The 26,999-nt window shown below is 67.0% G+C and carries 22 protein-coding genes and 1 pseudogene; 8 read left to right on the plus strand and 15 right to left on the minus strand.

The window, feature by feature from the left end:
• Window positions 1-83: 83 nt before the first annotated feature.
• Both QSJ18_RS17090 and QSJ18_RS17095 read right to left on the minus strand, forming a co-directional pair.
• Window positions 84-1,259, minus strand: a complete 1,176-nt coding sequence (locus QSJ18_RS17090) for an LLM class flavin-dependent oxidoreductase (RefSeq protein WP_286327808.1) — start codon at window positions 1,257-1,259, stop codon at window positions 84-86.
• 173 nt (window positions 1,260-1,432) lie between these two features.
• The gene (locus tag QSJ18_RS17095; protein ID WP_286327810.1) at window positions 1,433-2,095 is read right to left on the minus strand and encodes a TetR family transcriptional regulator; all 663 of its coding nucleotides are present in this window, start codon (window positions 2,093-2,095) and stop codon (window positions 1,433-1,435) included.
• 177 nt (window positions 2,096-2,272) lie between these two features.
• Here QSJ18_RS17095 and QSJ18_RS17100 point away from each other — a divergent pair, with 177 nt between their 5' ends.
• From QSJ18_RS17100 to QSJ18_RS17115, 4 genes and pseudogenes are all read left to right on the plus strand, one after another.
• Window positions 2,273-3,346, plus strand: coding sequence for a ferredoxin reductase (locus QSJ18_RS17100; protein ID WP_286327811.1), 1,074 nt, complete (start codon window positions 2,273-2,275; stop codon window positions 3,344-3,346).
• Window positions 3,347-3,420: 74 nt separating this feature from the next.
• A complete protein-coding gene (locus QSJ18_RS17105; RefSeq protein ID WP_286327813.1) occupies window positions 3,421-4,638 on the plus strand; it encodes a fatty acid desaturase family protein in 1,218 nt (405 codons plus the stop codon).
• Between the two features lie 98 nt (window positions 4,639-4,736).
• Window positions 4,737-4,920 (plus strand): annotated as a pseudogene (locus tag QSJ18_RS17110) (hypothetical protein); the annotation flags it as partial.
• A 183-nt stretch (window positions 4,921-5,103) separates the two neighbouring features.
• Window positions 5,104-5,607, plus strand: coding sequence for a DUF4395 domain-containing protein (locus QSJ18_RS17115; protein WP_286327815.1), 504 nt, complete (start codon window positions 5,104-5,106; stop codon window positions 5,605-5,607).
• 82 nt (window positions 5,608-5,689) lie between these two features.
• Here the strand turns inward: QSJ18_RS17115 and QSJ18_RS17120 are convergent, their stop codons facing one another.
• The 5 genes from QSJ18_RS17120 to QSJ18_RS17140 all read right to left on the minus strand — a co-directional run bounded on the left by QSJ18_RS17120 (window position 5,690) and on the right by QSJ18_RS17140 (window position 10,115).
• Window positions 5,690-6,646: a Ppx/GppA phosphatase family protein gene (locus tag QSJ18_RS17120; protein WP_286327816.1), complete on the minus strand. Its 957-nt coding sequence runs from the start codon at window positions 6,644-6,646 to the stop codon at window positions 5,690-5,692.
• Window positions 6,643-7,191: a DUF501 domain-containing protein gene (locus QSJ18_RS17125; RefSeq protein WP_286327818.1), complete on the minus strand. Its 549-nt coding sequence runs from the start codon at window positions 7,189-7,191 to the stop codon at window positions 6,643-6,645. Before QSJ18_RS17125 ends, QSJ18_RS17120 begins: the two co-directional genes overlap by 4 nt.
• Entirely contained in the window at window positions 7,188-7,907 is a 720-nt protein-coding gene (locus tag QSJ18_RS17130; RefSeq protein ID WP_286327819.1) for an FtsB family cell division protein, read from the minus strand. The genes QSJ18_RS17125 and QSJ18_RS17130 overlap by 4 nt, the downstream gene beginning before the upstream one ends.
• A 13-nt stretch (window positions 7,908-7,920) precedes the next feature.
• Complete coding sequence (eno, locus tag QSJ18_RS17135; RefSeq protein ID WP_286327821.1) at window positions 7,921-9,204, minus strand: phosphopyruvate hydratase; 1,284 nt, start codon at window positions 9,202-9,204, stop codon at window positions 7,921-7,923.
• 152 nt (window positions 9,205-9,356) lie between these two features.
• Window positions 9,357-10,115, minus strand: coding sequence for a lytic transglycosylase domain-containing protein (locus QSJ18_RS17140; protein WP_286327822.1), 759 nt, complete (start codon window positions 10,113-10,115; stop codon window positions 9,357-9,359).
• A 209-nt stretch (window positions 10,116-10,324) separates the two neighbouring features.
• Here QSJ18_RS17140 and efeU point away from each other — a divergent pair, with 209 nt between their 5' ends.
• From efeU to efeB, 3 genes are read left to right on the plus strand one after another with little or no spacing between them, the layout of a single operon-like run.
• Window positions 10,325-11,335, plus strand: coding sequence for an iron uptake transporter permease EfeU (gene efeU, locus QSJ18_RS17145; protein ID WP_286327823.1), 1,011 nt, complete (start codon window positions 10,325-10,327; stop codon window positions 11,333-11,335).
• 16 nt (window positions 11,336-11,351) lie between these two features.
• A complete protein-coding gene (gene efeO / locus QSJ18_RS17150) occupies window positions 11,352-12,560 on the plus strand; it encodes an iron uptake system protein EfeO (protein ID WP_286327824.1) in 1,209 nt (402 codons plus the stop codon).
• A gap of 13 nt (window positions 12,561-12,573) precedes the next feature.
• The gene (gene efeB / locus QSJ18_RS17155) at window positions 12,574-13,905 is read left to right on the plus strand and encodes an iron uptake transporter deferrochelatase/peroxidase subunit (RefSeq protein WP_286327825.1); all 1,332 of its coding nucleotides are present in this window, start codon (window positions 12,574-12,576) and stop codon (window positions 13,903-13,905) included.
• 24 nt (window positions 13,906-13,929) lie between these two features.
• On the opposite strand, the gene cysC is transcribed toward efeB, so the two are convergent.
• The 5 genes from cysC to QSJ18_RS17180 all read right to left on the minus strand — a co-directional run bounded on the left by cysC (window position 13,930) and on the right by QSJ18_RS17180 (window position 20,303).
• Complete coding sequence (gene cysC / locus QSJ18_RS17160) at window positions 13,930-15,870, minus strand: adenylyl-sulfate kinase (RefSeq protein ID WP_286327826.1); 1,941 nt, start codon at window positions 15,868-15,870, stop codon at window positions 13,930-13,932.
• Entirely contained in the window at window positions 15,870-16,832 is a 963-nt protein-coding gene (gene cysD, locus QSJ18_RS17165; RefSeq protein ID WP_286327827.1) for a sulfate adenylyltransferase subunit CysD, read from the minus strand. Before cysD ends, cysC begins: the two co-directional genes overlap by 1 nt.
• Window positions 16,829-17,620, minus strand: a complete 792-nt coding sequence (gene stf0 / locus QSJ18_RS17170) for a trehalose 2-sulfotransferase (protein WP_286327829.1) — start codon at window positions 17,618-17,620, stop codon at window positions 16,829-16,831. Before stf0 ends, cysD begins: the two co-directional genes overlap by 4 nt.
• A gap of 108 nt (window positions 17,621-17,728) precedes the next feature.
• On the minus strand, window positions 17,729-19,171 hold the full coding sequence (locus QSJ18_RS17175; protein ID WP_286327830.1) for a sulfatase family protein: 1,443 nt from the start codon (window positions 19,169-19,171) through the stop codon (window positions 17,729-17,731).
• A gap of 121 nt (window positions 19,172-19,292) precedes the next feature.
• Entirely contained in the window at window positions 19,293-20,303 is a 1,011-nt protein-coding gene (locus QSJ18_RS17180; protein ID WP_286327831.1) for a nucleoside triphosphate pyrophosphohydrolase, read from the minus strand.
• 185 nt (window positions 20,304-20,488) lie between these two features.
• Here QSJ18_RS17180 and QSJ18_RS17185 point away from each other — a divergent pair, with 185 nt between their 5' ends.
• Complete coding sequence (locus QSJ18_RS17185; protein ID WP_286327832.1) at window positions 20,489-21,559, plus strand: M48 family metallopeptidase; 1,071 nt, start codon at window positions 20,489-20,491, stop codon at window positions 21,557-21,559.
• A gap of 70 nt (window positions 21,560-21,629) precedes the next feature.
• On the opposite strand, the gene mfd is transcribed toward QSJ18_RS17185, so the two are convergent.
• From mfd to QSJ18_RS17200, 3 genes are read right to left on the minus strand one after another with little or no spacing between them, the layout of a single operon-like run.
• Window positions 21,630-25,208 (minus strand): transcription-repair coupling factor, encoded by a 3,579-nt coding sequence (gene mfd, locus QSJ18_RS17190; protein WP_286327833.1) that lies wholly within the window; start codon window positions 25,206-25,208, stop codon window positions 21,630-21,632.
• Between the two features lie 44 nt (window positions 25,209-25,252).
• Window positions 25,253-26,482: a Dyp-type peroxidase gene (locus QSJ18_RS17195; protein WP_286327845.1), complete on the minus strand. Its 1,230-nt coding sequence runs from the start codon at window positions 26,480-26,482 to the stop codon at window positions 25,253-25,255.
• On the minus strand, window positions 26,475-26,999 hold the full coding sequence (locus QSJ18_RS17200) for a copper chaperone PCu(A)C (protein ID WP_286327847.1): 525 nt from the start codon (window positions 26,997-26,999) through the stop codon (window positions 26,475-26,477). Before QSJ18_RS17200 ends, QSJ18_RS17195 begins: the two co-directional genes overlap by 8 nt.

The raw sequence follows: 26,999 nt of genomic DNA on the forward strand, positions 1-26,999 counted from the left end.
CTCCGGTGAGAGCGGTCGGACGGACCGGTCCGCTCGTGATGACGTGTGTATGTGGTGGGAGACGAGATCGGGCGTCGGCCGGATCAGGACGAGGCGGCCTGCAGGGTGGGCAGGAACGCGCCGCGCACCGGCTCCTGGCCGGCCTCATCGTCGTCGAGCAAGCCCAGTCGAGCCAGCGCCGGACGGACACCCTCGCCGAAGTGATAGGCCTCCTCCAGATGCGGATAGCCCGACAGCACAAAGTGTTCGAGGCCCAGCGCGGAGTACTCGGCGATCAGCTCGGCGACCTCGTCATAGGAACCGACGAGCGCGGTACCGGCTCCGCCGCGGACCAGACCGACACCCGACCACACGCCGGGGTGGATCTGCAGCGAACGGGGGTCTGCGCCATTGGCGAATCCGGCACCGCGATTGTGCAGTTCCGACATCCGCCGCTGCCCTTCGGATTCCGATTGGGCCAGGTTCTGCTGGGCCGCGGCAACCGTCGCCGGATCGAGATTGGACAGCAACCGCTCCGCCTCGGTCCACGCCTGCGCGGAGGTCTCGCGGGCAATCACGTGGAACCGAATCCCGTGCGAGACATCGCGGGCACGCTCCGCGGCGAGACCGTTGATCCAGTTGATCTTGTCGGCCACCGCGTCCGGACGCTCACCCCAGGTGAGGTAGACGTCGGCGTATTCGGCGGCGACGTCACCGGCGGCAGGCGACGAACCGCCGAAGAAGACCTGCGGCACCGGATCGGGCCGTCGACCGAGGGTCGCACCCTCCACCCGCAGGTGCTTTCCGACGACGTCGACGGGTTCGTCCGAGGTCCACAACCGCCGGACGATGTCGAGGTACTCCCCGCACCGCTCGTACCGCGCGTTCTTCGCCAGGAAATCCCCGAAGGCACGCTGCTCGGAGGACTCCCCACCGGTCACGACGTTGACCAGCAGACGCCCCTGCGAGTGGTACTGGAAGGTGGTGGCCATCTGCGCGGCCAGGGTCGGACTCAGCAGCCCTGGGCGGAAGGCCACCAGGAACTTCAGCGTCTCGGTCGCATCGATCAGCGCAGCGGTGGTCAACCAGGCGTCCTCACACCACAATCCGGCGGGTGTCAGCACTGCTTCGAATCCATTGATCTCGGCCGCGCCGGCCAGTTGCTTCAGGTAACGCAGGTCGGCGGGACGATCACCGGTCATCTGGCTGCCGTGGCCACCCGCAATCAGATTGCGCGAATCACCGTACGTGGGCAGAAACCAGTGGAAGTGCAGAGACACCGGACACCTTTCCTTCTGAGACAGCATCGGACCGCGATCGGGTCCGATGGCAGTGTGCCCGCGAGCTACTTCTCAACCCACCATTGAAATCGTGATGGCTCGAAGTCGACAGAATGCGCCCGGCCCCGGTATCGCGGCACGCGAAGCCGGTCGACCCCGACGGCGAGGTGCGGCTATTCGGTTCCGCTGCGCCAACGACCCATGCCGAGGAACACCATCACGAGCTGACGCTCGGTTCGGGTGACGACATCGGATTCCCAATCACGGCCGCGTCGGTCGCCGTCGAGGAGTTCGGCGACGGCGGTGAGCATGATGGTGACGATCAGGTCGGCGGCGAGTTCGAGATCTTCGGCCTCCCACCGGGCGAGGTCGGGTAGCCGCGCCAGGTCGATCGCGAGTTCCTTGGCGAACAACCGCAATTCGGTGTCGATCGCCCGTCGGATCTCGGTCACTCCCCCATGTTGCTCACGAATCAGGAATCGGAACTGCGACTCGTTGTCGCGGACGTGCCGCATCAGGATTTCCAGCGAGATCCGTGCGGTGGGCAACACCTGCCGCGAGGCGAGGTCGCGGCGCCCTTCGCGCAATGTCCGCCGCAGGACCCGCATCGAATCCTCGACGAGGGTCACACCGAGGTCTTCCATAGAGGCGAAATGGCGGTAGAAGGCCGTCGGGACGATTCCCGCACCGCGCGCCACCTCGCGCAGGCTGATGCTGCCGAAACTCCGTTCGGCGACCAGTTCCATGGTGGTGTCCAGCAGCGCCTGCCGGGTCTGATTCTTGCGGTCAGCCCGCGACTGCGTCTCACGCTGGCTCGAGTGTCGAGTCCGGGTCACGCACCGAGTCTAGGCGTCAGGAGGCACGCCCCCGGACCGAACCCACCCCCATTGGTGACGGCGGTCACGAAATTCTCCCTTGACGCCGCACCGAGAACATATGCCACACTTGTTTGTGTACAGTTGTTCACTGAAACATCGTTGTTCACTGGAACAGCATCCGAAGGGAGCCAGCCCATGAGCATCCTGAACCGATGGATCGGCTCGGTCGTCGAGGCCACCGTGACACCCCACCCGCTCGACCGCTACCTCGAGCTGGTCGACCCCATGCTGACCTGGCGCGATATGCGCGCCCGCGTCGTCGCCATCAACCACCCCACCCCGCGCACCGTGCGCCTGCGACTGCGGCCCACCCGCCAGTGGCGCGGCCACCGGGCCGGACAGTTCGTACAGCTCGGCGTCGTTATCGACGGCGTTCGGCACACGCGCTGCTTCTCGCCGGCCAACGCCGCCTGCGACGCGCACAGCGACATCGAATTGCTCGTGACCAGCCACGACGACGGGTTCGTGTCCCGCCACCTGGCACACGACGCCAGAGTGGGTGATGTCCTACAGCTGTCGCAGGCCGGCGGAGATTTCCACCTGCCAAGCATCGACCCGACCTCGATCGTTCTCGTCAGCGGTGGGAGTGGGATTACACCTGTACTCTCAATCCTGCGAACACTTGTCGCGAGTCACTACGGAGGACGCATCACGTTCGTGCACTATGTGCCGAGCGCCGCCGACCTCGCCTATCGCGCCGAACTCACCGCCCTGGCTGCCCTGGAACCCAATCTCGACCTACGGATCCACTACACCCGGGCCGGCGGTGGGCACTTCACCGGCGACCATCTCGACGGAATCGACGATCTTGCCACCGCAGACGTATTCGTCTGCGGCCCACCGTCGCTGATGGACGCCGTCGAAACCTTCCACCACGATGCCGAACTCCTCGGCCCGCTGCACCGCGAGGCATTCACCGCCGCGGCGCCGATCAGCGTCGACCCCGATCAGCCGGTGAGCGGGGACCTATCGTTCTCCGCGTCGTCGACCGCCGTCGCCAACGACGGTCGCACCATCCTCGACCAGGCCGAATCGGCGGGCCTGCGTCCCGAATTCGGTTGCCGTATGGGGATCTGCTTCTCCTGCACCGCAACCAAGGTCTCCGGATGCACCCGCAACGTGCTCACCGGCGAGACCGACTCCGAAGCCGACACCCAGATCCAGCTCTGCGTCAACGCCCCCGTGGGCGACGTGGACATCCGCATCTAGCCCAGCCGCATCTGGCCCAGCCGCATCTAGCCCAGCCGTCCGGCCCACCCCTACATCGAAGGAGGAACCACGCCATGACGCTCGACATCCCCCAGACCCGCCCGGCCCATCTCCCGCAGATCCTCGAACCGGCCGCCACCCGCGACCCCGGTACCGATCCGACCGCCACCGACTCGACGACCATCGTGCTGTCCTATGAGCAGGTCGAGGAACTCGGTCGCGAGCTCGACGCCCTGCGCGCCCGGGTCGTCGCCGATCTCGGCGAATCCGACCGCGAGTACCTGTACTCGATCATCCGCGCCCAACGCGGGTTCGAGGTGGCCGGCCGCGCACTGATGTATCTCGGCTTCTTCCCGCCCGCCTGGATCGCCGCGGTCGGCGCACTCTCGGTGTCGAAGATCCTCGACAACATGGAGATCGGCCACAATGTGATGCACGGCCAGTACGACTGGATGCGTGAGGACACCTACAACTCACGCGAATTCGAGTGGGACACCGTGTGTCCGGCCGATCAGTGGCGCCACAGTCACAACTACCTGCACCACACCTTCACCAACATCCTCGGCCAGGACCGCGACATCGGCTACGGCATCCTCCGGATGGCCCGCGACCAGAAGTGGAATCCCTACTACCTCGGCAATCTCGGGTACGCGACCGCACTGATGCTGCTGTTCGAGTGGGGCGTGATGCTCCACGACCTCGAGACCGAGAACATCATCGCCGGTAAGCGCAAGTGGAGCGACGTCAAAGGTCTACTGAAAGGCATGTGGCGCAAGGCCCGTCGTCAGGTCGTCAAGGACTACGTCGTCTTCCCAGCACTGACCGGACCGCTGTTCATCCCTACACTGGTGGGCAATGCCACCGCCAATCTGGTGCGCAACGTCTGGACGTACTCCATCATCTTCTGCGGCCACTTCCCTTCGGGTGCACAGACATTCACCCCAGAGGAATGTGCCGAGGAGACTCGCGGCCAGTGGTACCTGCGGCAGATGCTCGGGTCGGCGAATATCACCGGCAGCCCGCTGTTCCACGTCATGAGCGGCAATCTGTCCCACCAGATCGAACATCACCTGTTCCCCGATCTGCCGGCCAGCCGCTATCCGGCGATCGCCGGTGAGGTTCGCGAGATCTGCGAACGCCACGGCCTGCCGTACAACACGGGTTCGCTGACCAAACAGCTGACGTCGACGTGGAAGAAGATCGCGAAGCTGTCGCTACCCAATTTCATGACCCGTGACGACGACGATCTGGTGGTCATCGTCGAACGCACCAAACCCGCGGCCACAGCCTGAGCCTCGCGCGGCGATGACGATTGGCTGCTGCCGGGTGGTGTGCGGTGCAGGTATCCTCACAGCACACCACCCGACCGCCACGCCGAGGAGCCCCGACGATGGTCGAACGCATCGAACGCAACAAGGATCTCGTTCAGGAACTCGTGGAATCGACCGCGACGCACGTAGGTCAGATCGCGACCATCATCACCGGCGCCGTCGTCGACGTCGCCCGCGAGGTGGGTGAGATCTTCACCGACGGATTCGAGATGCGGGAGGCGGCGCAGCGAGCGGCGGTCGACGGCGGCTCCGACACCCCGGCGACAGCCGAGTCCGATGGCGACGCAGATGCCGACATCGTCACACCCGATTCGATCGAGCCAGGTCAGACAGACTAGTTTTCCTCCGCCTGCGTGCAACCTTTGCCATCAGGCCGACCCCGTCGTAGCTTGGTCGTGTTTGCTCAGCACGTCAGGAGTCCGACCCATGCCCGCACCGTCGGTGTTCACCTTCCCCAACCCGGTCAACGAATACGCTGCCCGCTCCACTGCGGGACTCGTCGTGGTGCTGGCGCTCGTGTCGGTGATCGTCAATCAGCCGTGGCTGTACGCGATCCTCGCGCTCGGCTTCTTGCTGCGCGTGCTGTCGGGACCCAAGCTGTCGCCGTTCGGCCAGTTGTCCGTCCGCGTGATCGCGCCCAAGATCTGGCGCAAGAGCAAGCTGGTGCCGGGACCCCCGAAGCGGTTCGCCCAAACCATCGGCCTCATCTTCAGTACCACCGCGCTGGTGCTCAGCCTGCTCGGCCTCGGGTTGGCCGCGCAGATCGTCACCGGGCTGCTGATCGCCGCCGCCACGCTCGAATCGGTATTCGGCTTCTGCCTCGGCTGCGTCATCTTCGGCTTCCTGCAGCGCCGCGGCGTCATCCCGGAGACGGTGTGCGAGGCGTGCAACAACATCAGCCTGCGTAATCCGGTGGCCGCGAACTCCTGATTCTCGTCGACCGGCCGAGGGTCTCCGCATACGCACACTCCAGCCGGCTGCGGGCGTCACCACATCTCGGAAGAACTGACGGTTACCCCGCGTCGTCGACGAGGCCGAGCGCGATGCCGTCGAGAATGTCGTGTTCGGAGACCACCAATTCGGCGATCGCCGCCCGCGCGGCGAATTCCTCGGCCAGCTTCAGCGACACCAGCGCGCCGCCACCGATCACATCGACGCGGCCGGGATGCATCGGGCCCAGGGCCGCGCGCTCCGACCTCGGCATCGCAACGACTGCGCGACAGAGCTTTTCGAAGTCGTCCAGGGGCGTCCGGGACAGATGGATGATGTCCGAGTCGTAGGTGTCCAGTCCGACGTCGAGGGCGGCGAGCGTCGTCATCGTCCCCGCGACCCCGACCCAGGTGCGAGCCGATTCGAGCGGCACCGCGGCGAATGCGGGCGCCAGCCGTTCGGCGATGAAGCTCTCCGCCGCGGTCACCTCGGCGGCGGTGGGCGGATCGGAGTGCAACGCACGTTCGGTGGTCCGGACACATCCGATGTCGGCGGAGTAGGCTGCCGTGACGCCGTGCTCGTCACCCAGCACGACCTCGGTCGAGCCACCGCCCAGGTCGGTCACCACGAACGGCCCCTGGGCGGGATCGAGTTCACCGACCGCACCGCGGAAGGACAGTCGGGCCTCCTCGTCGCCGCTGATGACCTCGGCGCACGCGCCGGGCACCACGCGGCCGAGCAGCTCTGCTGTCATGGCGAAGAAGTCGTCACGATTGGCGGCGTCGCGTGTCGCCGAGGTCGCGACCATCCGCACGCGCGTCACGCCGGCCGCGACCATCGTGTCGACATAGTCGGCGAGGGCGACCCGCGTTCGGTCGATCGCTTCGGCGGCCAGACGACCGGTGGCGTCGACGCCCTGTCCGAGCCGGACGACCCGCATCTCCCGATGCACGTCGGTCAGCCGGCCCGCAACGCCGGGCGTCGCGATCAGCAGGCGGATCGAGTTGGTGCCGCAGTCGACCGCCCCGACGACCGTCACGGTGTGTCGGGGGTGTTCGGCGCGTCGCCTGCGGCCTCATCGGAGCCACGCGCACGGGGCCAGTCGTCGGGAATCGCGGTCCCTCGCAGACCGGAGTCGGCCGCCAGTGCGACGGCCTCGTCCCCGAGCGGATTGAGTCCGGGCCCCTTGGCCAGTGAGTGCGCGATCAGCACGTGCAGGCACTTGACTCGGTCCGGCATACCGCCACCGGTGAAATCGGTACCCAGCGACTCGATCGCGTCGCGTTCGGCGAGGTAGTCCTCATGTGCGCGACGATAGGCGGCCGCGAGTTCGGGATCGGTGGCCAGCCGCTCGGTCATCTCGCGCATCACCCCGGCCGATTCCTGCCTGCTGGCCTCGGCGGTCAGCCGCGGATCGGTGAGGTAGTAGAGCGTGGGGAAAGGCGTCCCGTCGGGCAGCCGCGGCGCAGTCTTGACCACGGCGGGCCGCCCATCGGGGGTGCGGTAACTGATCTCCAGGACCCCGCGCGGTTCGCGCCCCAGCTGGGCGGCGACCGTCGCCAGATCCTCTTCCAACGAGCTCACTTGACTCCCGGCGGTGTTGCTATCGATTCGAAAAGGTTGCCGTACCACGGTGCGCGCGCACGCTTTTCGGCTTCTTCGGCGGCGGCCTTACGGGCTTCGTCCCCGGGGAACATCATCACCAGCGGGGTCTCTCCCGGCTTGACGAAGAGTAGTTCCGATCGGGCCTTCGCCTCGATGTAGGCCGGATCGTTCTGTTCGTTGACCTTCTGCTGATAGTCGACGACCTGGCGTCGTTTCTCGGCGTTGGAGGCCGTCAGATCGTTGAGCTCGGCGCGCTGTTCGAAGTAGGTGCGCACCGGCATCGCCAGGGTCAGGGAGACCACACTGATGACCAAGGCCAGCACCACGGCGCGTTTGGCGTCGACCCGCTGTGCGCGGGCCAGGAGCCGCTCTCCTAAGGATGGGCCGCCGAGGTCGCGACGAGCCCGGGTCGATGCAGAACGGATCGGCCTGGCGGTGCGCTCGACGGCCGCTTCGGCGGCCCCGTCAGCGGTCGCGTCCGGTCCGGGTTCGGCGTCGACCAGCCGGGCGGCCGTATCGAACCGATCGTCGACGCCGCTGCCGTCGCGGAGTTCGTGTTCGCCGGTCTCGGTTGTCGAGACCGGCGAACCACGACGAGCCCCGGGCTGCGAACGGCGGCGCGTCGCACGAGCGCGTTCACGGGTACGCGAATCCAACCGCGTGTCCCGCGCCCGCCGACGTCCATCCGATGCCATGGGTTTCAGCTAATCACGAACCAAACGAAAAGCGCGGGAAGGCGAGGTCCCCGGCGTAGCGTGCCGCGTCACCCAGCCCCTCCTCGATGCGCAGCAGCTGGTTGTACTTGGCGACGCGCTCACTGCGTGCCGGCGCACCCGTCTTGATCTGGCCGCAACCGCACGCCACCGCCAGGTCGGCGATGGTGGTGTCCTCGGTCTCGCCGGACCGGTGGCTCATCATCGACTTGTAGCTGTTGTTGTGCGCCAGCGCGACGGCGTCCAGGGTCTCGGTCAGCGTGCCGATCTGGTTCACCTTCACCAGCAACGCATTGGCGATGCCCTTGGAGATGCCCTCTTCCAGGCGCTCGGGGTTGGTGACGAAGAGGTCATCACCGACGAGTTGCACCTTGTCTCCGATGGCCTCGGTAAGCTTGGCCCAGCCTGCCCAGTCATCCTCGGCCAGGCCGTCCTCGATCGAGACGATCGGGAAGTCGGCGATCAGCTTCTCGTAGAACGGCACCATCTCGTCCGAGGTCAGCTTCTTACCCTCCAGCGAATATGCGCCATCGCTGTAGAACTCGGTGGACGCCGCGTCGAGCGCGATGACGATGTCGCGACCGAAGCTGTAGCCCGCCTTCTCCACGGCCTCGCCGATGATCGAGATCGCCGCGTCGGTGTTGGGCAGATCGGGGGCGAAGCCACCCTCGTCGCCCAGCGCGGTGTTGTAACCCTTCTTGTTCAGCACCGACTTCAGCGCGTGGTACACCTCGGCACCGGCGCGCAGCGCCTCCTTGAAGGTGGGTGCGCCGACCGGCGCGATCATGAATTCCTGGAAGTCGATGCCGTTGTCGGCATGCTCACCGCCGTTGATGATGTTCATCATCGGGACCGGGAGGATGTGGGCGTTCGGTCCGCCGATGTAGCGGAACAGCGGCAGTCCGGCCGACTCGGCAGCGCCCTTGGCGACCGCGAGCGACACACCCAGCAGGGCGTTGGCGCCGATGCGGCTCTTGTCGGGGGTCCCGTCGCAGTCGAGGAGCGCCTGGTCGACGAGGCGCTGTTCCTCGGCCTCGATGCCGATAACGGCCGGTGCCAGTTCACCGAGCACGCCCTCGACCGCCTTAGTGACGCCTTTGCCCAGGTAGCGATCGCCACCGTCGCGCAGTTCGACGGCCTCGTGCTCACCGGTCGACGCGCCCGAGGGCACCGCGGCCCGGGTGAACGTGCCGTCGTCCAGAACGACCTCGACCTCGACCGTCGGGTTACCCCGCGAATCGAGAATCTCGCGTGCACCAACCTGTTCGATGATTGCCACGGATTCAACCCCTACCTATCTCGGTGGAAGGGTCGGCATTGCCGGCCGACCACACGTACGCGACAAAGCCTAATGGCTGCCGTCGCAGCACATGTAGCAAGGGATCGTCCAAGCGCCTGCGGACACCGGCGACAGCGCAGGGCGAAGTGCGTTCAGTAGCGGACGTTCACCGAATAGGCGTTGGCGTGATCACGGACATCGAGCACGTAGGCCATCGAGTTGTTGTAGACCTTGACGGCCTTCTCCCAGCCCGCCGGGGTGGTCATGTCACCGCCGGAGGAAACACACAGGTAGCGGGCCGCGGACAGCGCCGCGTCGTCGATGTTGTCCGGATCGACCTTGCCGTCACCATTGGCGTCGACACCGAATCGCGTCCAGGTCTCGGGGATGAACTGAAACGGCCCCATCGCCCGGTCGTGCGTCGCGTCGCCGTCCAGACGCCCGCCGTCGGTGTCGTGGATCTTCATATTTCCGCGGGTACCGTCCAGCGCGACCCCGCGAATGGACGGAGATGTGTCGCCGTTGGCGGCGACCCGGGTCCCGCGGTAGGTGCCGTGTTTGCTCTCCACACCGGCGATCCCGGCCAGTGTCGTCCAGGTGATACCGCATTCGGGATGCTGCTGACGCTGGATTTCCGCGGCATTTCCGTAGGCCTCGAGTGCGACCAGTCCGATACCCGTCGACTTGGCGATCGGCGTGGCCCAGCCACGCATCTTCTCGGCGGTCCGCCCGGGCGCGTTGATGTCGATATAGGGCTGCGGGATCCCGGCGCCGGGCGGCAGTCCGTCAGGGATGTCGGGCCGGTCGAGCGAGGGGATGTCGATACAGCCGGCAAGGCTGACCACCGTCGCGGCGGCAACCACACCCATCGCCACACCACGCACCCACGACCGTTGCCCAGCCACGCTCATACCCTCCGCAATTCCTCAGTCGATACCTCGGCCGATCGGGCCGCTCGCGCGACCTATGTGATCCGGCCGAGCAACACCCTCTCACCTTGGGTCCTTGGACCCCAATCTCCTACTCAACTCGCCGGGTCGGCATTCAGTTCCCCCTTCCGGCAGGCTAGGCTTACCTGCTGAAGCAGTCGGTGTGTAACAGCCACCGACGCGCACCAGAAATGAGTTCCGTGGAGATCCTCGCCTCGGGCGGCACCCCGTCAGTGTTCGCCCAAATGTTCGGCAGCGGCCTCATCGGCCTTCGCGAAGGCCTCGAAACGGGCATTGTGGTCATGGTTCTGGTCGCCTTCGTCACCCGCAGCGGCCGTCGCGACGCCCTCAAATGGATCTGGACCGGAGTCGGGATCGCCGTGGCGATGGTGTTCGCGGTCTTCGCGATCATCCATTTCGGTACCTCGACGATGACACCGCTGGCAGCCGAGACGATCGCCGGCGTCGCCTCCCTGGTCGCCGTCGTCATCGTCACGTTCATGGTCCTGTGGATGAGCAAGGCATCGGCGCACATCTCCGCCGACCTCAAGGAGGGGATGTCGGAGGCGCTGGTCGCGGGCAGCCTCTCGATCCTGGGCCTGTCCTTCGTCGCGGTCGGCCGTGAAGGCTTCGAGACCGCGCTGCTCATGGTCGGCTACGCCGAGAGCGTGTCGGGCGGATGGTGGCCACTACTGGGCCTGCTGCTCGGCGTCCTCACGGCCGTCGTCGTGACCATCGCGCTCTACCAGGGCGCGATCCGCTTGAACTTCCATCGGTTCTTCCTCTACACCGGCGCCTTCCTCATCGTCGTCGCGGCGGGCATCCTCGCCTACGCCGTGCACGCCCTGCAGACCGTCGACTGGCTACCCGGCCGGGAGAACATCGCCTTCGACATCTCGGCCCAGTACGACCAGTCGTCGTGGTACGGAACGATCTTCGCGGGCATCTTCAACTTCCGGCCCGAACCGACCTGGCTGCAGGTCATCGCCTGGCTCGCCTACATCGCCATCGTGATGCCCCTGTTCCTCTACGCGAATCTGGCCAAACGCCCTCCGGCGCCGGCCAAGGCACCGGCATCCGATCAGCCTGCCGACGACCAGCCGGCCACCGATGACGAAACCACCGACGCGGCCGTCTCCCCCGGCGCGAACACGAGCCATCCAGTCACTGTTCATCCGGCCACCCCCGACGCCGGTTCCTGAAAGGAAGAATCCCAAGGTGCATCGCTTCACCACCTGCGCGGGCGCGGTCGTGCTGACCGTGGCCACTCCCCTGCTCCTCGCGGGCTGTACGTCGAAGGCAGATTCGGAGGGCGCCATCAGCGTCACCTCGACCGAATCGGCGTGCGACCTCGACAGCACCGACGCGCAGACCGGCCAGGTCGACTTCGCCGTCACCAACAACGGCAACAAGGTCACCGAGTTCTACGTGTACGGCAACAACAACCGGGTTCTCGGCGAGGTGGAGAACATCGGCCCCGGCGTGACCGGCAACCTGACCGTGGAGATCGTCGAACCCGGCACCTACACCGTCGCCTGCAAGCCGGGCATGGTCGGCACCGGCATCCGCAGTGAGCTGAAGGTGTCCGGCGATGCCAAGGACAAGACCGAGGTGCCCGCCGACGTGAATGCGGCGAAGAAGGCCTACATCGAGTACGTCCGCAATCAGCTGAACACCCTGGTCTCGCAGACCACCGTCTTCGTCGACAACATCAAGAGCGGCAACCTCGACGCCGCCCGCAGCCAGTTCGGACTCGCCCGCACCCCGTACGAGCGCATCGAGCCGGTCGCCGAATCCTTCGCCGACCTCGATCCGCGGATCGACATGCGCTGGGACGACACCGAGGGCGGGACGCAGCCGTTCACCGGATTCCACCGCCTCGAACGCTTCCTGTGGCCGCCGCAGCCCAACGAGATCGGCGACGCCGAAGGCCAGATCACGCCCGATGACGCGGCCAACGCCAAGACCGCGGACACGAAGGCTGCCATCGACAAGGTCGCCGACGAACTGCTCGCCGACGTCATCAAGCTTCGCGACGAGGTCGCCCGCCCCACCTTCGACTTCGAGACCCGCTCCTTCGTGCAGGGCCCGCAGGCACTCGTCGACGAGATCGCCGCGACCAAGGTGACCGGTGAAGAAGACCGTTACTCCCACACCGACCTGTGGGATATCGCGGCCAACCTGGACGGCTCCGAGACCGCGATCGCGACCATGCAGCCGATCATCGCCAAGAAGAACCAGGCGCTGATGGACAAGATCACCCAGCAGTTCACCGAGGCCCGCAACGCGGTCAACGCCTTCCGTGAGGGCGACGGCTACGTCTCCTATACCAAGGTGACCCCGGAACAGCGCCGCGATCTGTCCAACAAGATCGACGCCCTGTCGGCCACCCTCTCCCAGGTGCCCGGCCTGGTGCTGGCCCCCTGAGAGAGGTGACGGCATGACCGACGCGACCCCCGAAGCGGCAGACAACGATTCCACTCCCGGCAAGCGGGCCGGACGTGGCGCATTCTCGCGCCGCACCGTGCTCGGTACCGTCGGGGTCGGGGTCGCGGCCGCCGCGGGTGGTGTCGCGATCGGTCGTGCCGGGGCCGGTGAACAGACTCCCGCCGACACCGAGGTCGTCGCCTTCCGCGGCACCCATCAGGCCGGGATCGTGACCGCGGCGCAGGATCGTCTGCATTTCGTCGCCTTCGATGTCACCACTGACTCCCGCGATGAACTCGTCGCGTTACTCAAGCGGTGGACGGCCGCCGCCGAGCGGATGACCCGCGGCGAGGAAACCGAACCGGGCGGTGCGACCGGGCTCGGCGATTACACCCCGCCCACCGACACCGGCGAAGCTCTCGACCTGCATCCGGCGCGCTTGACGCTGACGATCGGATTCGGCCCCGGCCTGTTCGGACCCAGCGTCGCCTATCCGGACCGTCCAGATCGATTCGGCATCGCCGACCGTAAACCCGCTGTCTTGCAAGACCTGCCGATGTTCGCCGGGGAGAAGATCGATCCCGGTCGCTCCTACGGCGACATCTGCGTCCAGGCCTGCGCCGACGATCCGCAGGTCGCCGTGCATGCCATCCGTAACCTCGCCCGGCTCGGCATGGGGGTGGTCGCGGTGCGCTGGTCGCAGCTCGGCTTCGGCCGCACCTCGGCCACCACGAAAGCCCAGCAGACCCCGCGCAACATGTTCGGTTTCAAGGACGGCACAGCGAATGTGCGCGCCGAGGAGACCGACCTGCTGGACAAGTGGGTGTGGGTCGAGGGTGCCGACAATCCGGCAGGCGCACAGTGGATGACCGGCGGCACCTATCTGGTCACCCGCCGCATCCGGATGGATATCGAGGCGTGGGACCGCACCCATCTCCTCGAGCAGGAGGTCGTCATCGGCCGAGACAAGCGTGTGGGCGCCCCGCTCGGACAGAAGAACGAGTTCGACGAACCCGACTTCCAGATCACCTCGTATGGCGCCCCGCTGATTCCGCGCAACGCCCATGTGCGGCTGGCACATCCGGACAATCTCGGCGGGATCCAGATCCTGCGGCGGGGTTACAACTTCACCGATGGTTCCGACGGCTTCGGCCACCTCGACGCCGGCCTCTTCTTCATCGCGTTCAACCGCGACCCGAAGAAGCAGTTCATCCCGATGCAGCAGACGCTGTCCCGCCAGGACGCGATGAACGAGTACATCAGCCCCAACGGTTCAGCCGTCTTCGCCGTGCCCGCCGGTCTCGCCGACGGCGAATGGTGGGGTCAGCACCTGTTCTCCGGCTAGCCTCACCGCATCACGAAGCCCGGCTCACCCCTCGATGATCCCGCGGTCCATCAGCGCACCGAGTACCAGCGACGCCAGCGTGTCGATGTCGGCGCCGGTGGTGTCGAATCGCAGATCCGGGTGTTCAGGATGCTCGTACGGTGCATCCACCCCGGTCAACCCACGCAACTGTCCCGACCGGGCCCGCTGGTAGAGCCCCTTCGGGTCGCGGCGCTCGCATTCGGAAACCGGTGTGCTGACGTGAACCTCGATGAACTCCAGCTCGGCGGCCTGATGCAGTTCTCGGGCGATCTCACGATCCGACCGCAGCGGGGAGACCATCGACGCGATCGCGATCACCCCGGCGTCGGCGAACAACCGGGCCAGATGGCCGACCCGACGGATGTTCTCGGCGCGGTCACCCGGCGAGAACCCGAGATCGTCGGAGATACCGTGCCTGATGTTGTCTCCGTCGAGCAGGTAGGCGACCCGCCCGCGCGCGACGACGGCACGTTCGAGGGCCACCGCCACCGTCGACTTTCCCGACGCGGGTAGCCCGGTCAGCCACACCGTCGCACCCCGCTGACCGGTGTAGGCCCACCGTTCGGCCCTGGCCAGGGAACTGGGATGCCACTTGATGTCGTTGCGGGTGACCTGTCCGGGGATGACCGCACGCGGCTCCAGGATGGTGCCCGCGCCGACGGTGTCGTTGGACGCCTCGTCGATGAGGATGAAGGCGCCGGTGTCCCGGTTGTCGCGGTAGCGATCGGCGGGCACCACCGACGAGGTGCGCAGGGTGATCGTGCCGACGTCGTTGAGTTCCAACTTGCTGGGACCGACGTGTTCGATCAACGTGTCCGGGTCCAGGCGCCGCTCGATGGAGCCGACGGTGGCCCGCACCGTCGACGCACCGTGTTTGAACGCCACCCGGTCCCCCGCCCGCAGCGGCGTCCCCGACAACCAGCAGACATGGGCATCGATCTCACGGGCCAGCACCGGTAGATGCGCGCCGTCGGCCGCGCTCACGATCACGTCGCCGCGCGCGACATCGATGTCGTCGGCCAGTTCCACCGACACCGACAGCGGCGCGACCGCGACGCTCCGCTCCGGATCGAGGGTGTCCAGTGCGGTGACCACACTGGTACTGCCCGAAGGCAATACGCGAATCTCGTCGCCGACGCGCAGCGTGCCCGCGGCCAGCCGGCCGGTGTAGGTCCGCCGTTGGTCGTCCGTCGGCCGCGATACCCACTGCACCGGCAGACGCAGTTCGCCTGCGACGGGATCGGGTGCCACGAGTTCGACACCTTCGAGGTATTCCAGCAGCGTGGGGCCTTCGTACCACGGTGTGTTCGCGGAGCGGTGCACGACGTTGTCGCCGTGTTTGGCGGCGATCGGGATGGCGTCGATGGTTCCGATACCCAGCTGTGTCGCCAGATCGTCGAGGTCGGACTTGATCTCGGCGAACCGCGACTCCGAGTAGTCGGTCAGGTCGATCTTGTTGACCGCGGCGATCACGTGGGGCACCCCGACCAGGGTCGCGATCCGTGCGTGCCGCCGCGTCTGGCGGGCGAGACCGTTATGGGCGTCGATGAGCAGGATGGCCACATGCGCGTTGGACGCACCGGTGAACATGTTGCGGGTGTAACGCTCGTGACCGGGGGTGTCGGCGAGCACGTAGCTGCGGGTCTCGGTGCCGAAGAAGCGGTAGGCGACATCGATGGTGATGCCCTGTTCCCGCTCGGCACGCAGCCCGTCGGACAGCGCGGCGAGGTCGACGTCTCCGTCGCCGTTGGTCACCGCGGACAGATGATCTGTCGGCAGGCTGCCGGTGTCGTGCAGAATCCGTCCGATCAGCGTCGACTTGCCGTCGTCGACGCTGCCTGCGGTGGCGATGCGCAGGAACTGCCGTCCATGCGAAAGGTCGTCCGGTGCAGATACTTCCGTACCCGTTGCGGCCGCGCCGGAGGTGGTGTCGGTGAGAGTCATCAGAAGTATCCTTCGCGCTTGCGGTCTTCCATCGCGGCACTTGAGGTGCGGTCGTCGGCGCGCGTCTCGCCGCGCTCGGACACCGTCGACGCACTGATTTCGGTGATGATCTCGGGGATGGTGGTTGCCCGCGACCGGACCGCGCCGGTGATCGTCAGGTCGCCGACGGTGCGGTAACGCACCCATTCGGTGGTGATCGAGTCCCCCTCGCGCGGCTGCGAATACGGCGACACGGCAAGCAGGATTCCGTCCCGGTCGAAGACCTCGCGCTGGGACGCGAAGTAGATCGAGGGTAGTTCGAGATTCTCCAGTTCGATGTAGCGCCAGATGTCGACCTCGGTCCAGTTCGACAGCGGGAAGACCCGCACCGATTCGCCTTTGCGGATCCGGCCGTTGTACAGCGACCACGGTTCGGGACGCTGCGCACGCGGATCCCACTGACCGAATTCGTCACGGAAGCTGAACACCCGTTCCTTGGCCCGGGCCCGGTCCTCGTCGCGGCGGGCACCGCCGAAGGCGGCATCGAATTCGCCTTCCTCCAGCGCGTCGAGCAGGGTGCGGGTCTGCAGCCGATTGCGCGATCCGGACGGGTCGGTGGTCTCGGCGACGCGCCCGGAGTCGATGGACTCCTGAACGGACGCGACGATCAGTTTGATGCCGTCGGGGTTTTGCGGCGTCGGGGCTACCCGCCGGTCCCGGAAGTCGATGACCTCGTCGAAGTTGTGTCCGGTGTCCACGTGCAGGATCGGGAACGGCAGCGGCGCGGGCCGGAATGCCTTCTCCGCCAATCGGAGCAGGACGATGGAGTCCTTGCCGCCGGAGAACAGCAGCACCGGCCGTTCGAGTTCGGCGGCCACCTCCCGGATGATGTGGACGGCCTCGGCCTCCAGCACCCGGATGGCGGCCACGTGGTCGACGTCTCCGGTCGGGTTCGCCGGGGTCGTCTCGGCTGGTGCGGTCATTGCGGGTATCCGTTCCGTGTGGCGTCGTCTCGGTAGCGTGCCGCCCACTCCTTGGAGCGGGCGTTGGACTGCGGTTTCAGTGGCGGGGGCGGTGCCAGCGCCGGATCCTGACCGATCGCCTCCAGCACTCGCGCGGTGGCTTTCGTGGGATCTTTGACCAGTTCCACGAATTCGATGTCGAGCGGCTCGATCTCCTCGGCCGCGAACCAGTCCCGCCATGCGCGTTCCTGTGCGGCGAGAATGCCTGCCAGGTGCGCGATACCGCCCGCGTGGTAGACGGCGCCGTCCTCGGCGTCGGTGGCGTGTCCGGCGTCGCGCCAGACCCGGGTCTGCACCGCCCGCCACATCGACACCGCCTGCGCGACCACGTCATTGCGGTAGACGTGCACGAATACGGGGTCCTGGCCGTCGAACAGGGTACGGATAGCGGTGCGTAACGATCCGGTGGCCACATGCGTGCGAGAGATGAGCAGCGGGGTCTGATTCCACATCAGCTTGCCACCCCACACCCCGTTGCCGGTCTGCCCGGCGGCGAGGATGTCGCTACGCCATTGCCGGGCGTCGCGGGTGTCCACGGTGCCGCGATCGAGCGGATCGAGAAGGTCGAGGATCTCGGGGTCGGTGACCCCGCTGAACCATTCGCGCGGCTGCGGCGCCTGCGAGGACGACGCGTAGTACTGGAAGTACTCCTCCGGACGTCCCGCGACGCCGGTCTGCGCCAGCGACTCGACGAGCAGCGTGCTACCACTGCGCTGACTCGCGCAGACGATGTAGTTCCCCGATGACATGAGAAGGGAGTGTAGCGACCGAAATACCCTGTGCAACTTGGGCAATTATCGGATCTGTGAGCGTATTTCTTTACTTTTCATCCGGGATGTGCCGAGGTCTCGTAACGGTCAACGCGCGCCGCTGCGGATCTCCCCGGCAAGCTCACGCCGAGCACCTTGCGGGCGGCGGGACGGCAACGCCTCCTCATCCGGTGCGACCCTCGCGGCCTTGCTGAGATAGGCGTCCATGAAGGCCTGCGCGACCGCGGTACCCTCCGCCTCCGCAGGCAGATCGTCGCCGGTCGCCGATCGCCAGCGGGCCAGCTCGGCGCTCAGTTCCGCGGCCACCTCGGCGTGGTCGGGATCGTCGGCGAGGTTGTTGCGTTCGTGCGGATCCGCCTGCAGGTCATACAGTTCGGCATGCGCCCGGCGGACGACCCGCACCCGTTCGTCGATCGACACCGCCGACAGGCTGTCGGCGATGTCAAGCGGCAGAAGCAGTTCGGGCCGGTCCGCGTAATTCTCGATGTAGCTGTACCGTTTGGTCCGAACCGCCCGGATCGGGTCGTAGGCGTCGTGGTAGGTCTTCTCGGTGAACAGCTGCCCGCGGACCGGTTCCCCCTCCGGTTCCTCGTCCGCGACCAGCGCTGGCGCATGTGAGTAGCCGTCGACATCGAGTTCGGCTGTCACACCGAGGAGTTCGAGCAGCGTCGGCGCGAGGTCGACACCGGAGAACAGGTCGTCGTAGACGCGTGGCGCGATATTTCGCGCGGTCGGCGGACGGATGATCAGTGCGACACCAGTGCCCTCGGCGTACAGCGTTGACTTCGCCCGGGGGAAGGCGAGTCCGTGGTCGGTGACGAAGACGATCCAGGTGTTCTGTGCCAGACCTAGTTCGGACACCGACGCCAGCAGCCTGCCCACCGCGTCGTCGGCAGCGGTGATACTGCCGTGCAGGCCGGCGAGATCGGCGCGCACCTCCGGAGTGTCGGGCAGGAAACCCGGCACGCCCAGCGTGTCGGGGTCGGCCGGGGTGTATTCGTCTGCCGGATAGGGCCGGTGGGTTTCGAAGAACCCGGCGGTCAGGAAGAAGGGACGGTCGGGTTCGTCGGCGACATGGTCGGCCAGCCACTCCTGCGATTTCTCCACGACGTAGTCACAACGCGACTCGGTGACGTCGACCAGATCGAAGCCGAGCGAGCCCGGGTCCGTGCTCTCATGCTGCATCCCGAACAGCACGCTGCGATATCCGGCGTCGCCGAGCAGCGACGGTAGCGTCCGCACCCCCGGGTGGTAGGCAAAGCCGTGGTGAGCGAGCCCGACCAGGCCGTTGCGGTGCGGATACTGTCCGGTGAACAGCGATCCGCGCGCGGGAGAACACAGCGGTGCCGTGGCGTGCGCGTCGGCGAATCGGATGCCGTCGGCCGCAAGCGCGTCCATGTTGGGGCTCTGCACACCGTGCGCGCCGTAACAGGCCAGATGCCGGCCGAGATCATGCCAATGGATGAGGATGACATTCTCGCGTGCGGGCCGCGATTCCTGCGGCGGCCGTCGCGCACCAGTGTGAACCATCTGTCCATGATGCACCGCGAGTGGCCTGCGACCGGGTTCGGCCCGCGACAGTCGGCACCGGCGAATCCCGGACACTCCGGGCACGCGGGGTTTCGATCAGCGTGAGCGCAACAGCGCCCGATCAAGCCGGATTGACTGATTCGAGATCTTCGGCTTTCGGCCCACCGACGACATCGACCTGTTCGTCGGGCCCCGGCGCGGCCTGGTCGCGCTCACCCGGCTCCGTGTGTTCGGTTGCCCCGTCCAGGGCGGCGACCCATGCCGCCCGGGTGTCCAACGTCAGTCCCACCGCGCGCGCATGGCGCTCCGCGCCCCGCACCTGCTCGATGAGCTTCAGTGCGCGCTGCCGGGCACGATCCTCGATACTGTCGTCGCCCGCGATGACGACGATGGTCAGTAGTGCCGGATCGATCAGATCGACCGGGAAGGCGGCCGCGGTCAGACGCTCGAGGATCTTCTGGGTCAGGGCCAATGCCGGCTGGGTGGTCGCCACCCCGTCGAGCACCGAACCGCGTTGCTTCTCGGCAGCCTTACGTTCTTCCCATTCCCGGATCTGGGTCTCCAGATCCGCATGCGCACCCGAGAGCACGCCAGGCGTGCGTCCGCTGACTTTGGCGGTGAACCCGCGCGCGACGTCGTCGATGTCGAAGGGTTCGTCGGGGCGGTCGGCGGCGATGCGGGCGTGGAAGAGCACCTGCAATAGCAGGTCGCCGAGTTCTTCGGCCAGTTCCCGCGGGTCGTCGGCGTCGATGGCGTCGAGGAGTTCGTAGACCTCCTCCAACAGATAGCGTCGCAGCGAGGTGTGGGTCTGTCTGCTCTCCCACGGACCGTTGCGGCGCAATGTGTCCATCAGCGCCACGGCTTCGAGCAGCGCCGATCCCGACGGCACCGGGACGGCGATCAGCTCATCGCCACGGGCGAGTGCGGTGCGCACGAGACGATGGTGCGGATCGGTACTGACCAGTGCCATATCGCGGTCGATGTTGTCGTCGGTGGCCGGTTCGACGTGATCGAGCGCCCACAGGATGGCGGCCGGGACGTCCTCGGTGACCAGCACGGTGCCCGCCAGCAGGCGACGGGCACGGATCGGAATCAGGTCCGGTCGGGTGGGATCGAGGAGAACCACGGTCATCTCGGTTGCTCATCCTTTCGTCTCCCCCGGTGATGTGTTCAAACCTATCGCCATGACGATGTCGGGGGTGGGTTCGGCGGGTCGTCGCGGGTGTCGGACGCGCGAACGACGTAGTGACCATCCTGACGGAGTCATTCGCTAGTCTGCAGATCAGTCTCGACGATATGAACCGGGGGGTTCCACAGATGACGACAGTTCCCGCGCAGGTTCGCGCCCGCTTTCCGGAGATCAGTAGCCGCACCTGGGAACATCCCGCCGATCGCACCGCGCTCACCGCGATGCGCAAGCTGACCGGATTCGACCAGATCCTCAAGACGCTGTCCGGACTGCTGCGTGAACGTCAGCACCGGTTGCTCTACCTCGCGAGTTCGGCGCGGGTGAACGACCGCCAGTTCGCCGACCTCGATGCCTTGCTGACGGAGTGTGTGGAGATCCTCGACTCTCCGGTGACCCCGGAGCTGTATGTGATGCAGTCACCGATGGTCAACGCATTCTGCATCGGTATGGACCGGCCGTTCATCGTGATCACCTCCGCGCTGTACGACCTGATGGACCACGACGAACTACGTTTCATCGTCGGCCACGAACTCGGCCACGCCCTGTCCGGGCATGCGGTGTACCGCACCATGCTCATGCACCTGAGCCGCCTGGCCGCCTCGATCGGGTTCATCCCACTCGGCGGGTGGGCGTTACGCGCACTGGTCGCCGCGCTCATGGAATGGCAGCGCAAGGCCGAACTCTCCGGTGACCGGGCCGGGTTGTTGTGCTGCCAGGACCTCGACACCGCGCTGCGGGTGGAGCTCAAACTCGCCGGCGGCCGACACCTCGACCAGATGGACACGCAGGCGTTCATCGCGCAGGCAAAGGAATACGAACGCACCGGTGACCTGCGTGACGGCGTGCTCAAGCTGCTGAACCTGGAGATGCGCTCACACCCCTTCTCCGTGCTGCGTGCCGCCGAACTCAACCGCTGGGTCGATCGCGGTGAATACGGACGTGTCCTCGCCGGGCTCTATCCGCGACGCGACGACGACTCGAACGCACGGGTCGCCGACGACGCGGGTGCCGCGGCCAAGGCCTACCGCGACAACTTCGACGAATCCGAGGACCCGCTCGTGCGCAGCATCCGGGACGGGCTCGGCGGGTTCGTCGACGGAGTCGGGCAGACCGCCTTCGACGTCGCCGAGAACGTCAACCGCAAGTTCGCCGACTGGCGCGCCACCGCCAAGGCCCGGTACGACGAGGAGAACGGCTGAGCCTACCCCGCGCCCGCAGCACCCAGGCCCACTCCGCTCGCCGCATCACCCGCAGTTCGGGACAGGACGGCTAATCGACATTCGGCTTGAGCTGGGTGAGGAACGTCGTCAGGTAGTCGATGAGTTCGTCGTCGCGCAACCGCTCCGAACCGACACCGCCGGTCCGCGGGATCGGCAGGGTGATCACCGAGGTCGTGGCCCGGTAGGTCGCCGACGAGTACAGGCGCTTGAGTCGGACCTGCTCGCTGTCGAGTAGGTGCAGCGGCGCGATCTTGACGCCGGTACCGGCCAGCCCGATCTCGGCGACGCCCCGCTCGCGGCACCGCAGACGCAGCCGGGCGATCGACGCCAGGCGGGTCGTCTCGATGGGAGGTTCGCCGTAGCGGTCGTTGAGTTCGGCCAGAACCGCGTCGACCGCAGCCTCGTCGGTAGCAGACGCCAGTTTGCGATAGCCCTCCAGGCGTAGCCGGTCGGAGTCGACATACTCGACGGGAATGTGGGCATCCACCGGAAGGTCGATGCGAACCTCCCCGGTTTCATTGGCCGCCACCGGTTTTCCGTCCGCGGCCGCGCGGAAGGCCTCCACCGCCTCACCGACGAGACGGACGTACAGGTCGAAGCCGACACCGGCGACGTGGCCGGACTGTTCGGCACCGAGCACATTGCCCGCGCCGCGCAGTTCGAGGTCCTTGAGCGCCACTGCCATACCCGCGCCGAGTTCGTTGTTCTGCGCGATGGTCGCCAGCCGGTCGTAGGCGGTCTCGGTCAGCGGCCGCTCCGGGCTGTACAGGAGGTAGGCGTACCCGCGTTCCCGGCTGCGGCCGACGCGCCCCCGCAGCTGGTGCAGCTGCGACAGACCGAGGTTCTCGGCCCGGTCGACGATGAGGGTGTTGGCGTTGGAGATGTCCAGGCCGGTCTCGATGATGGTGGTGCACACCAAGACGTCGAATTCTCGATTCCAGAACCCCGACACCGTGCGTTCGAGCTGCTCCTCGTTCATCTGCCCATGTGCGACGACGACTTTCGCCTCGGGAACCATCGCGGCGATGTCGCGGGCCGTCTTGTCGATCGTCGACACCCGGTTGTGCACGTAGAACACCTGGCCGTCGCGCAGCAGTTCACGCCGGATCGCGGCGGCCACTTGCTTGGGCGCATAGGCGCCAACATAGGTGAGTACCGGATGACGTTCTTCGGGCGGGGTGAGGATCGTCGACATCTCGCGGATACCCGCCATCGACATCTCTAGCGTGCGCGGGATCGGCGTGGCCGACATGGTCAGCACATCCACATGTGTCCGAAGGGATTTGATGTGCTCTTTGTGTTCGACGCCGAACCGCTGCTCCTCGTCGACGATGACGAGTCCGAGATCCTTCCAGGTCACCCCGGTCTGGAGGAGCCGGTGGGTGCCGATCACGATGTCGGCCTCACCGGTGGACATCGCGGCGATGATCTCGCGGGACTCTTTGGCGTCGGTGAAGCGCGACAGCCCGCGCACCCGGACCGGGAAGCCCGTCATCCGCTCAGTGAAGGTCTGCAGGTGTTGCTGCGCAAGGATTGTCGTCGGCACGAGCACGGCAACCTGCTTGCCGTCCTGCACCGCCTTGAACGCCGCGCGCACCGCGATCTCGGTCTTGCCGTATCCGACGTCACCGACGATGACGCGGTCCATCGGGACGGCCCGTTCCATGTCGGACTTCACGTCCGCGATGACGGTCAGCTGGTCGACGGTCTCGGTGAAATCGAAGGCGTCTTCCATCTCCTTCTGCCACGGGGTGTCCGGGCCGAAGGCGTGACCGGGCGCGGCGTGCCGAGCGGCGTAGAGCTGCACCAATTCTCCGGCGATCTCTCGAACAGCCTTGCGCGCTTTACGTTTGGTGTTCTGCCAGTCCGATCCGCCCAGCTTGGACAGACTCGGCTGCTCACCGCCCACATAGCGCGACAATTGGTCGAGGGCGTCCATCGGGACATAGAGCCGGTCGCCGGGGTGGCCGCGTTTGCTGGCCGCGTATTCGATGACGAGATATTCACGACGCGCCCCGGACACGGTGCGTTCGATCATTTCGACGAACTTTCCGATGCCGTGCTGATCGTGCACGACGAGGTCACCGGCGGTCAGCGCGAGCGGGTCGACCTGGTTACGTCGTTTGGCCGGAAGCCGCCGTCCGTCACGGACATTCGCCACGCGCATACCGGTCAGGTCGGCCTCGGTCACGATGACCACACCCGCCCCCGGACACACCAGTCCGTGACGCAGCGCCCCGCCGAAGACGGTCACCTCACCCGGTTGGGGCTGTTGACCCGGTTGCGCCACCGCATGCGGCACCTCGGCGTCGGACAGCCGCTCGGCGACACGTTGCGCCGTGCCCTTGCCCGCGACCACGATCGCCGCGGTCTTGCCGTCGGCGACGTGGGCGCGCAACTGGCCGAAGAGTGCGACGATCTCCGACTCACTACCGCGCGGTGCGGGACCGGCGGCGAGGTCGAGTTCGAGTTCGGCACCGCTTCCGGTGGCCAGCGGGCTGATGGTCCACCAGGCGCGCCCCGTGGCGAGGGTGGCCTCTTCCACCGCGCCGAGGGGACGATAAGCGCTGGCCTGCAGGTCGATGCCGAGCGCCGACCGGCCGTCGATGGGGGCGTCGGCCCCCATTGCCGCGGCCGTCCAGGATGCCTCCAGGAATTCGGCTCCGGTCTTGGCCAGGTCGGCGGCGCGGGTGCGCACCTTCTCCGGGTCGAGGACCAGCACCCGGGTGCCGTCCGGAACGATCTCGGTGAGCAGTTGCATCGGCCCGTCGACCAGCGCCGGGATGAGCGCTTCCATCCCCTCGACCGGGATGCCCTCGGCGAGTTTGGTGAGCATCTCGCTGAAGGTGGGATCGTCGGCATGTTCGGCGGCGAGATCGGCCGCCCGGTTGCGGATCGCCTCGGTCAGCAGCAACTCGCGGCACGGGTGAACCTGCACCGTCGGCGTCTCCACCTCCGGCTGGGTCCGTTGGTCGGCGACCGAGAAGGCCCGCATCTCGGTGACCTCGTCACCCCAGAACTCCACCCGTACCGGATGATCGGCGGTTGTCGGGAAGACGTCGAGAATGCCGCCACGCACCGCGAACTCACCGCGTCGCCCGACCATGTCGACACGTTCGTAGGCCATCTCGACGAGGTCGGCGAGCAGTTTGTCGAAGTCGAGTTCGGCGCCTTCACGCAGCGTGATGGTCGCCACCTGCCCGAGGCCCGGCGCCATCGGCTGGACCAGCGAGCGCACGGTGGTGACCACCACACGCAGCGGCACCTCGCCCGGGGTCGCGAGCCGATGCAGCACCGCCAGCCGTTGCCCGACGGTGTCCGCGCTCGGCGACAGACGTTCGTGCGGGAGGGTCTCCCACGACGGGAACTGGGCGACCTGGGCGGGATCGTCGAGGAGTTCGGCCAGCTCCGCCGTCAGGTCGTCGGCCTCCCGGCCGTTCGCGGACACCACGAGCAGCGGCGCAGCCGGATCCATCGCCTGGGCGAGCGAGGCGACGAGGAAGGGACGCGCGGCGTCGGGGGCCGTGACGTCGAGGCGAGGTTCGGCGAGACGGTCACGAACGCTGCCGATCGCCGTGTCGGCACAGACGACGGCGGCCAGCCCGGCTAGGGCACGAGGTGTCGACACGCCCTCGATTCTAGGTGCGTGCCCCGACACGACGATCGGCAGACCTACCGCTCCAGCAACGACGCCCCCAGAGGCCGCCCTGGACGCGCTCCGGGCAGGACCGCGTACACCGCCGATCCGATCGGCGTCGTCCACTCGTTGAGCGCGTCGTGCTCGGCGAGGCGTTGCTGCACCGGGAGGTACTGCTCGTCGAGGTCACGCGCGAACGCGGTGAACAACAGCCCACTGTTCGACGTCGGCAGCACACCGTCGGCGTCGGGTTCCGGCGGATCGTCGTAGTTGTAGGCACGTCGCAGGAACTGTTCCCGGTCGGTGCGGCGATGCGCTCGGGCGACATGCGAGCCGGCCGGAATGACCGGCAATCCATCGTGCACCGCAGTGAAGTCGGGGACATCGTGTTCGTGCCGCCCGCCCAACGGCGCGCCGGTCGCGATGGAACGGCCGACCGTCAGCTCCTGGGCGGGTGGGTCGAGTTCCTGCCAGCTGTCGAGGTTCATCGCGATCCGGCGCAGCACCATCCCGGTTCCGCCGCCGAACCACGGCTGACGGCCCCCATCGTCGAACAGTAACGAATCGTGTTCGGCCGAGCCGGGATTCACCGTTCCGTCGACCTGACCCATCAGGTTGCGCATGGTGACCGAGCCGTCCTGGCTGCGCCGGGCATTGCGGAAACCGCGTTGCACCCAGCGCAAGACGATCCGGCCCCGCACATTGGCGCACAGTACGCGGGTTGCGTGCGCCACCGTCACCGGGTCGTCGGCGCAGATCTGCAGCAGCAGATCTGTTTGCCCCCAACGATCATCGAGACGATCGATGGCATAGGCGGGCAACGGACGCAACCACCCCGGGCGCGCCGCTGACCGCCCGGCGGCATCGAAGGCCCCCGGTCCCAACGCGACGGTGACCGTCAGCCGGGCGGGAATCCGCGCCAGTTCCGGCTCACTGTCGGCCAGCGCCGGTTCCCCGCGGGTCAGTCTCGAAGCGTCCTCGGTCCACACCTGCAACACCCCGGCCAGCGTCGTCGCGTCGACGCCCGGTGCCAGGTCTAGGCCGACGAACGCCGCGTGCGCCTGCGGCGTCGTCGCCACTCCGGCCTGCCGCTCGCCGTGAAAGCCGACCGTCTCGTCGCCGAAGGTCACCTCGGATCCGGGCGGTCCGGGCAAGGGCAACCGCCCCCCTGCTCCGACGGCCGCGACGGAGACACCGAGGCCGGCCAGACCCGCGGCCCCGGTGAGCAGGGTCCGACGATCGAACCGTTTGCGCCGGTCATCCATGAGCGGGCGCCGACGCGTGAGGCTGATAATTCTCCTGATTCCCGTGGAAGTCCCGGGCTCGGGCCACCACGACGACCGTCGACCCATCGGTGCAGTTCAGTGTGACGCGCACCTCATCGCCGGCCCGGATCGGCCCACGCAGGCCCATCAGCATGATGTGGTCGCCGCCGGGGCGCAGCACCGTCGAACCGTGAGCAGGCACGGTCAGTCCACCTTCGATCGGGCGCATGACCCGCGTGCCGTCGACCTCCGCCATCTCGTGCAGTTCGACGCGCTCGGCGGACTGGGTGGTACCGCCGACGATGCGGACCGCAGCATCGGAGCCGTTGGTGACGGTCGCGAAGACCGCAGTCATCTCCGACTGCGCGGCCTTGGCCCACTGGTCGGTGACCCGCACGGCGTCGGCCTGGGTGGCGGGGTCGTCGGTGGACGAGCAGGCCGCGAGGATGCCGGCGACCAGGAGGATCGGCGCGCACAACCGTACGAACCGGGACGAGCTGAACGTGGATGAGGACAT

This window comes from Gordonia heveisoli (genome assembly GCF_030315745.1).
GTDB lineage: Bacteria > Actinomycetota > Actinomycetes > Mycobacteriales > Mycobacteriaceae > Gordonia.

Coding starts and splice junctions, on each gene's coding strand:
- QSJ18_RS17100 (WP_286327811.1), top strand. CDS start 2,273: ATGAGCATCCTGAACCGATGGATCGGCTCGGTCGTCGAGGCCACCGTG.
- QSJ18_RS17105 (WP_286327813.1), top strand. CDS start 3,421: ATGACGCTCGACATCCCCCAGACCCGCCCGGCCCATCTCCCGCAGATC.
- QSJ18_RS17115 (WP_286327815.1), top strand. CDS start 5,104: ATGCCCGCACCGTCGGTGTTCACCTTCCCCAACCCGGTCAACGAATAC.
- QSJ18_RS17130 (WP_286327819.1), bottom strand. CDS start 7,907: ATGGCATCGGATGGACGTCGGCGGGCGCGGGACACGCGGTTGGATTCG.
- QSJ18_RS17140 (WP_286327822.1), bottom strand. CDS start 10,115: ATGAGCGTGGCTGGGCAACGGTCGTGGGTGCGTGGTGTGGCGATGGGT.
- efeU (WP_286327823.1), top strand. CDS start 10,325: ATGAGTTCCGTGGAGATCCTCGCCTCGGGCGGCACCCCGTCAGTGTTC.
- efeB (WP_286327825.1), top strand. CDS start 12,574: ATGACCGACGCGACCCCCGAAGCGGCAGACAACGATTCCACTCCCGGC.
- cysC (WP_286327826.1), bottom strand. CDS start 15,870: ATGACTCTCACCGACACCACCTCCGGCGCGGCCGCAACGGGTACGGAA.
- cysD (WP_286327827.1), bottom strand. CDS start 16,832: ATGACCGCACCAGCCGAGACGACCCCGGCGAACCCGACCGGAGACGTC.
- stf0 (WP_286327829.1), bottom strand. CDS start 17,620: ATGTCATCGGGGAACTACATCGTCTGCGCGAGTCAGCGCAGTGGTAGC.
- QSJ18_RS17175 (WP_286327830.1), bottom strand. CDS start 19,171: ATGGTTCACACTGGTGCGCGACGGCCGCCGCAGGAATCGCGGCCCGCA.
- QSJ18_RS17180 (WP_286327831.1), bottom strand. CDS start 20,303: ATGACCGTGGTTCTCCTCGATCCCACCCGACCGGACCTGATTCCGATC.
- QSJ18_RS17185 (WP_286327832.1), top strand. CDS start 20,489: ATGACGACAGTTCCCGCGCAGGTTCGCGCCCGCTTTCCGGAGATCAGT.
- QSJ18_RS17195 (WP_286327845.1), bottom strand. CDS start 26,482: ATGGATGACCGGCGCAAACGGTTCGATCGTCGGACCCTGCTCACCGGG.
- QSJ18_RS17200 (WP_286327847.1), bottom strand. CDS start 26,999: ATGTCCTCATCCACGTTCAGCTCGTCCCGGTTCGTACGGTTGTGCGCG.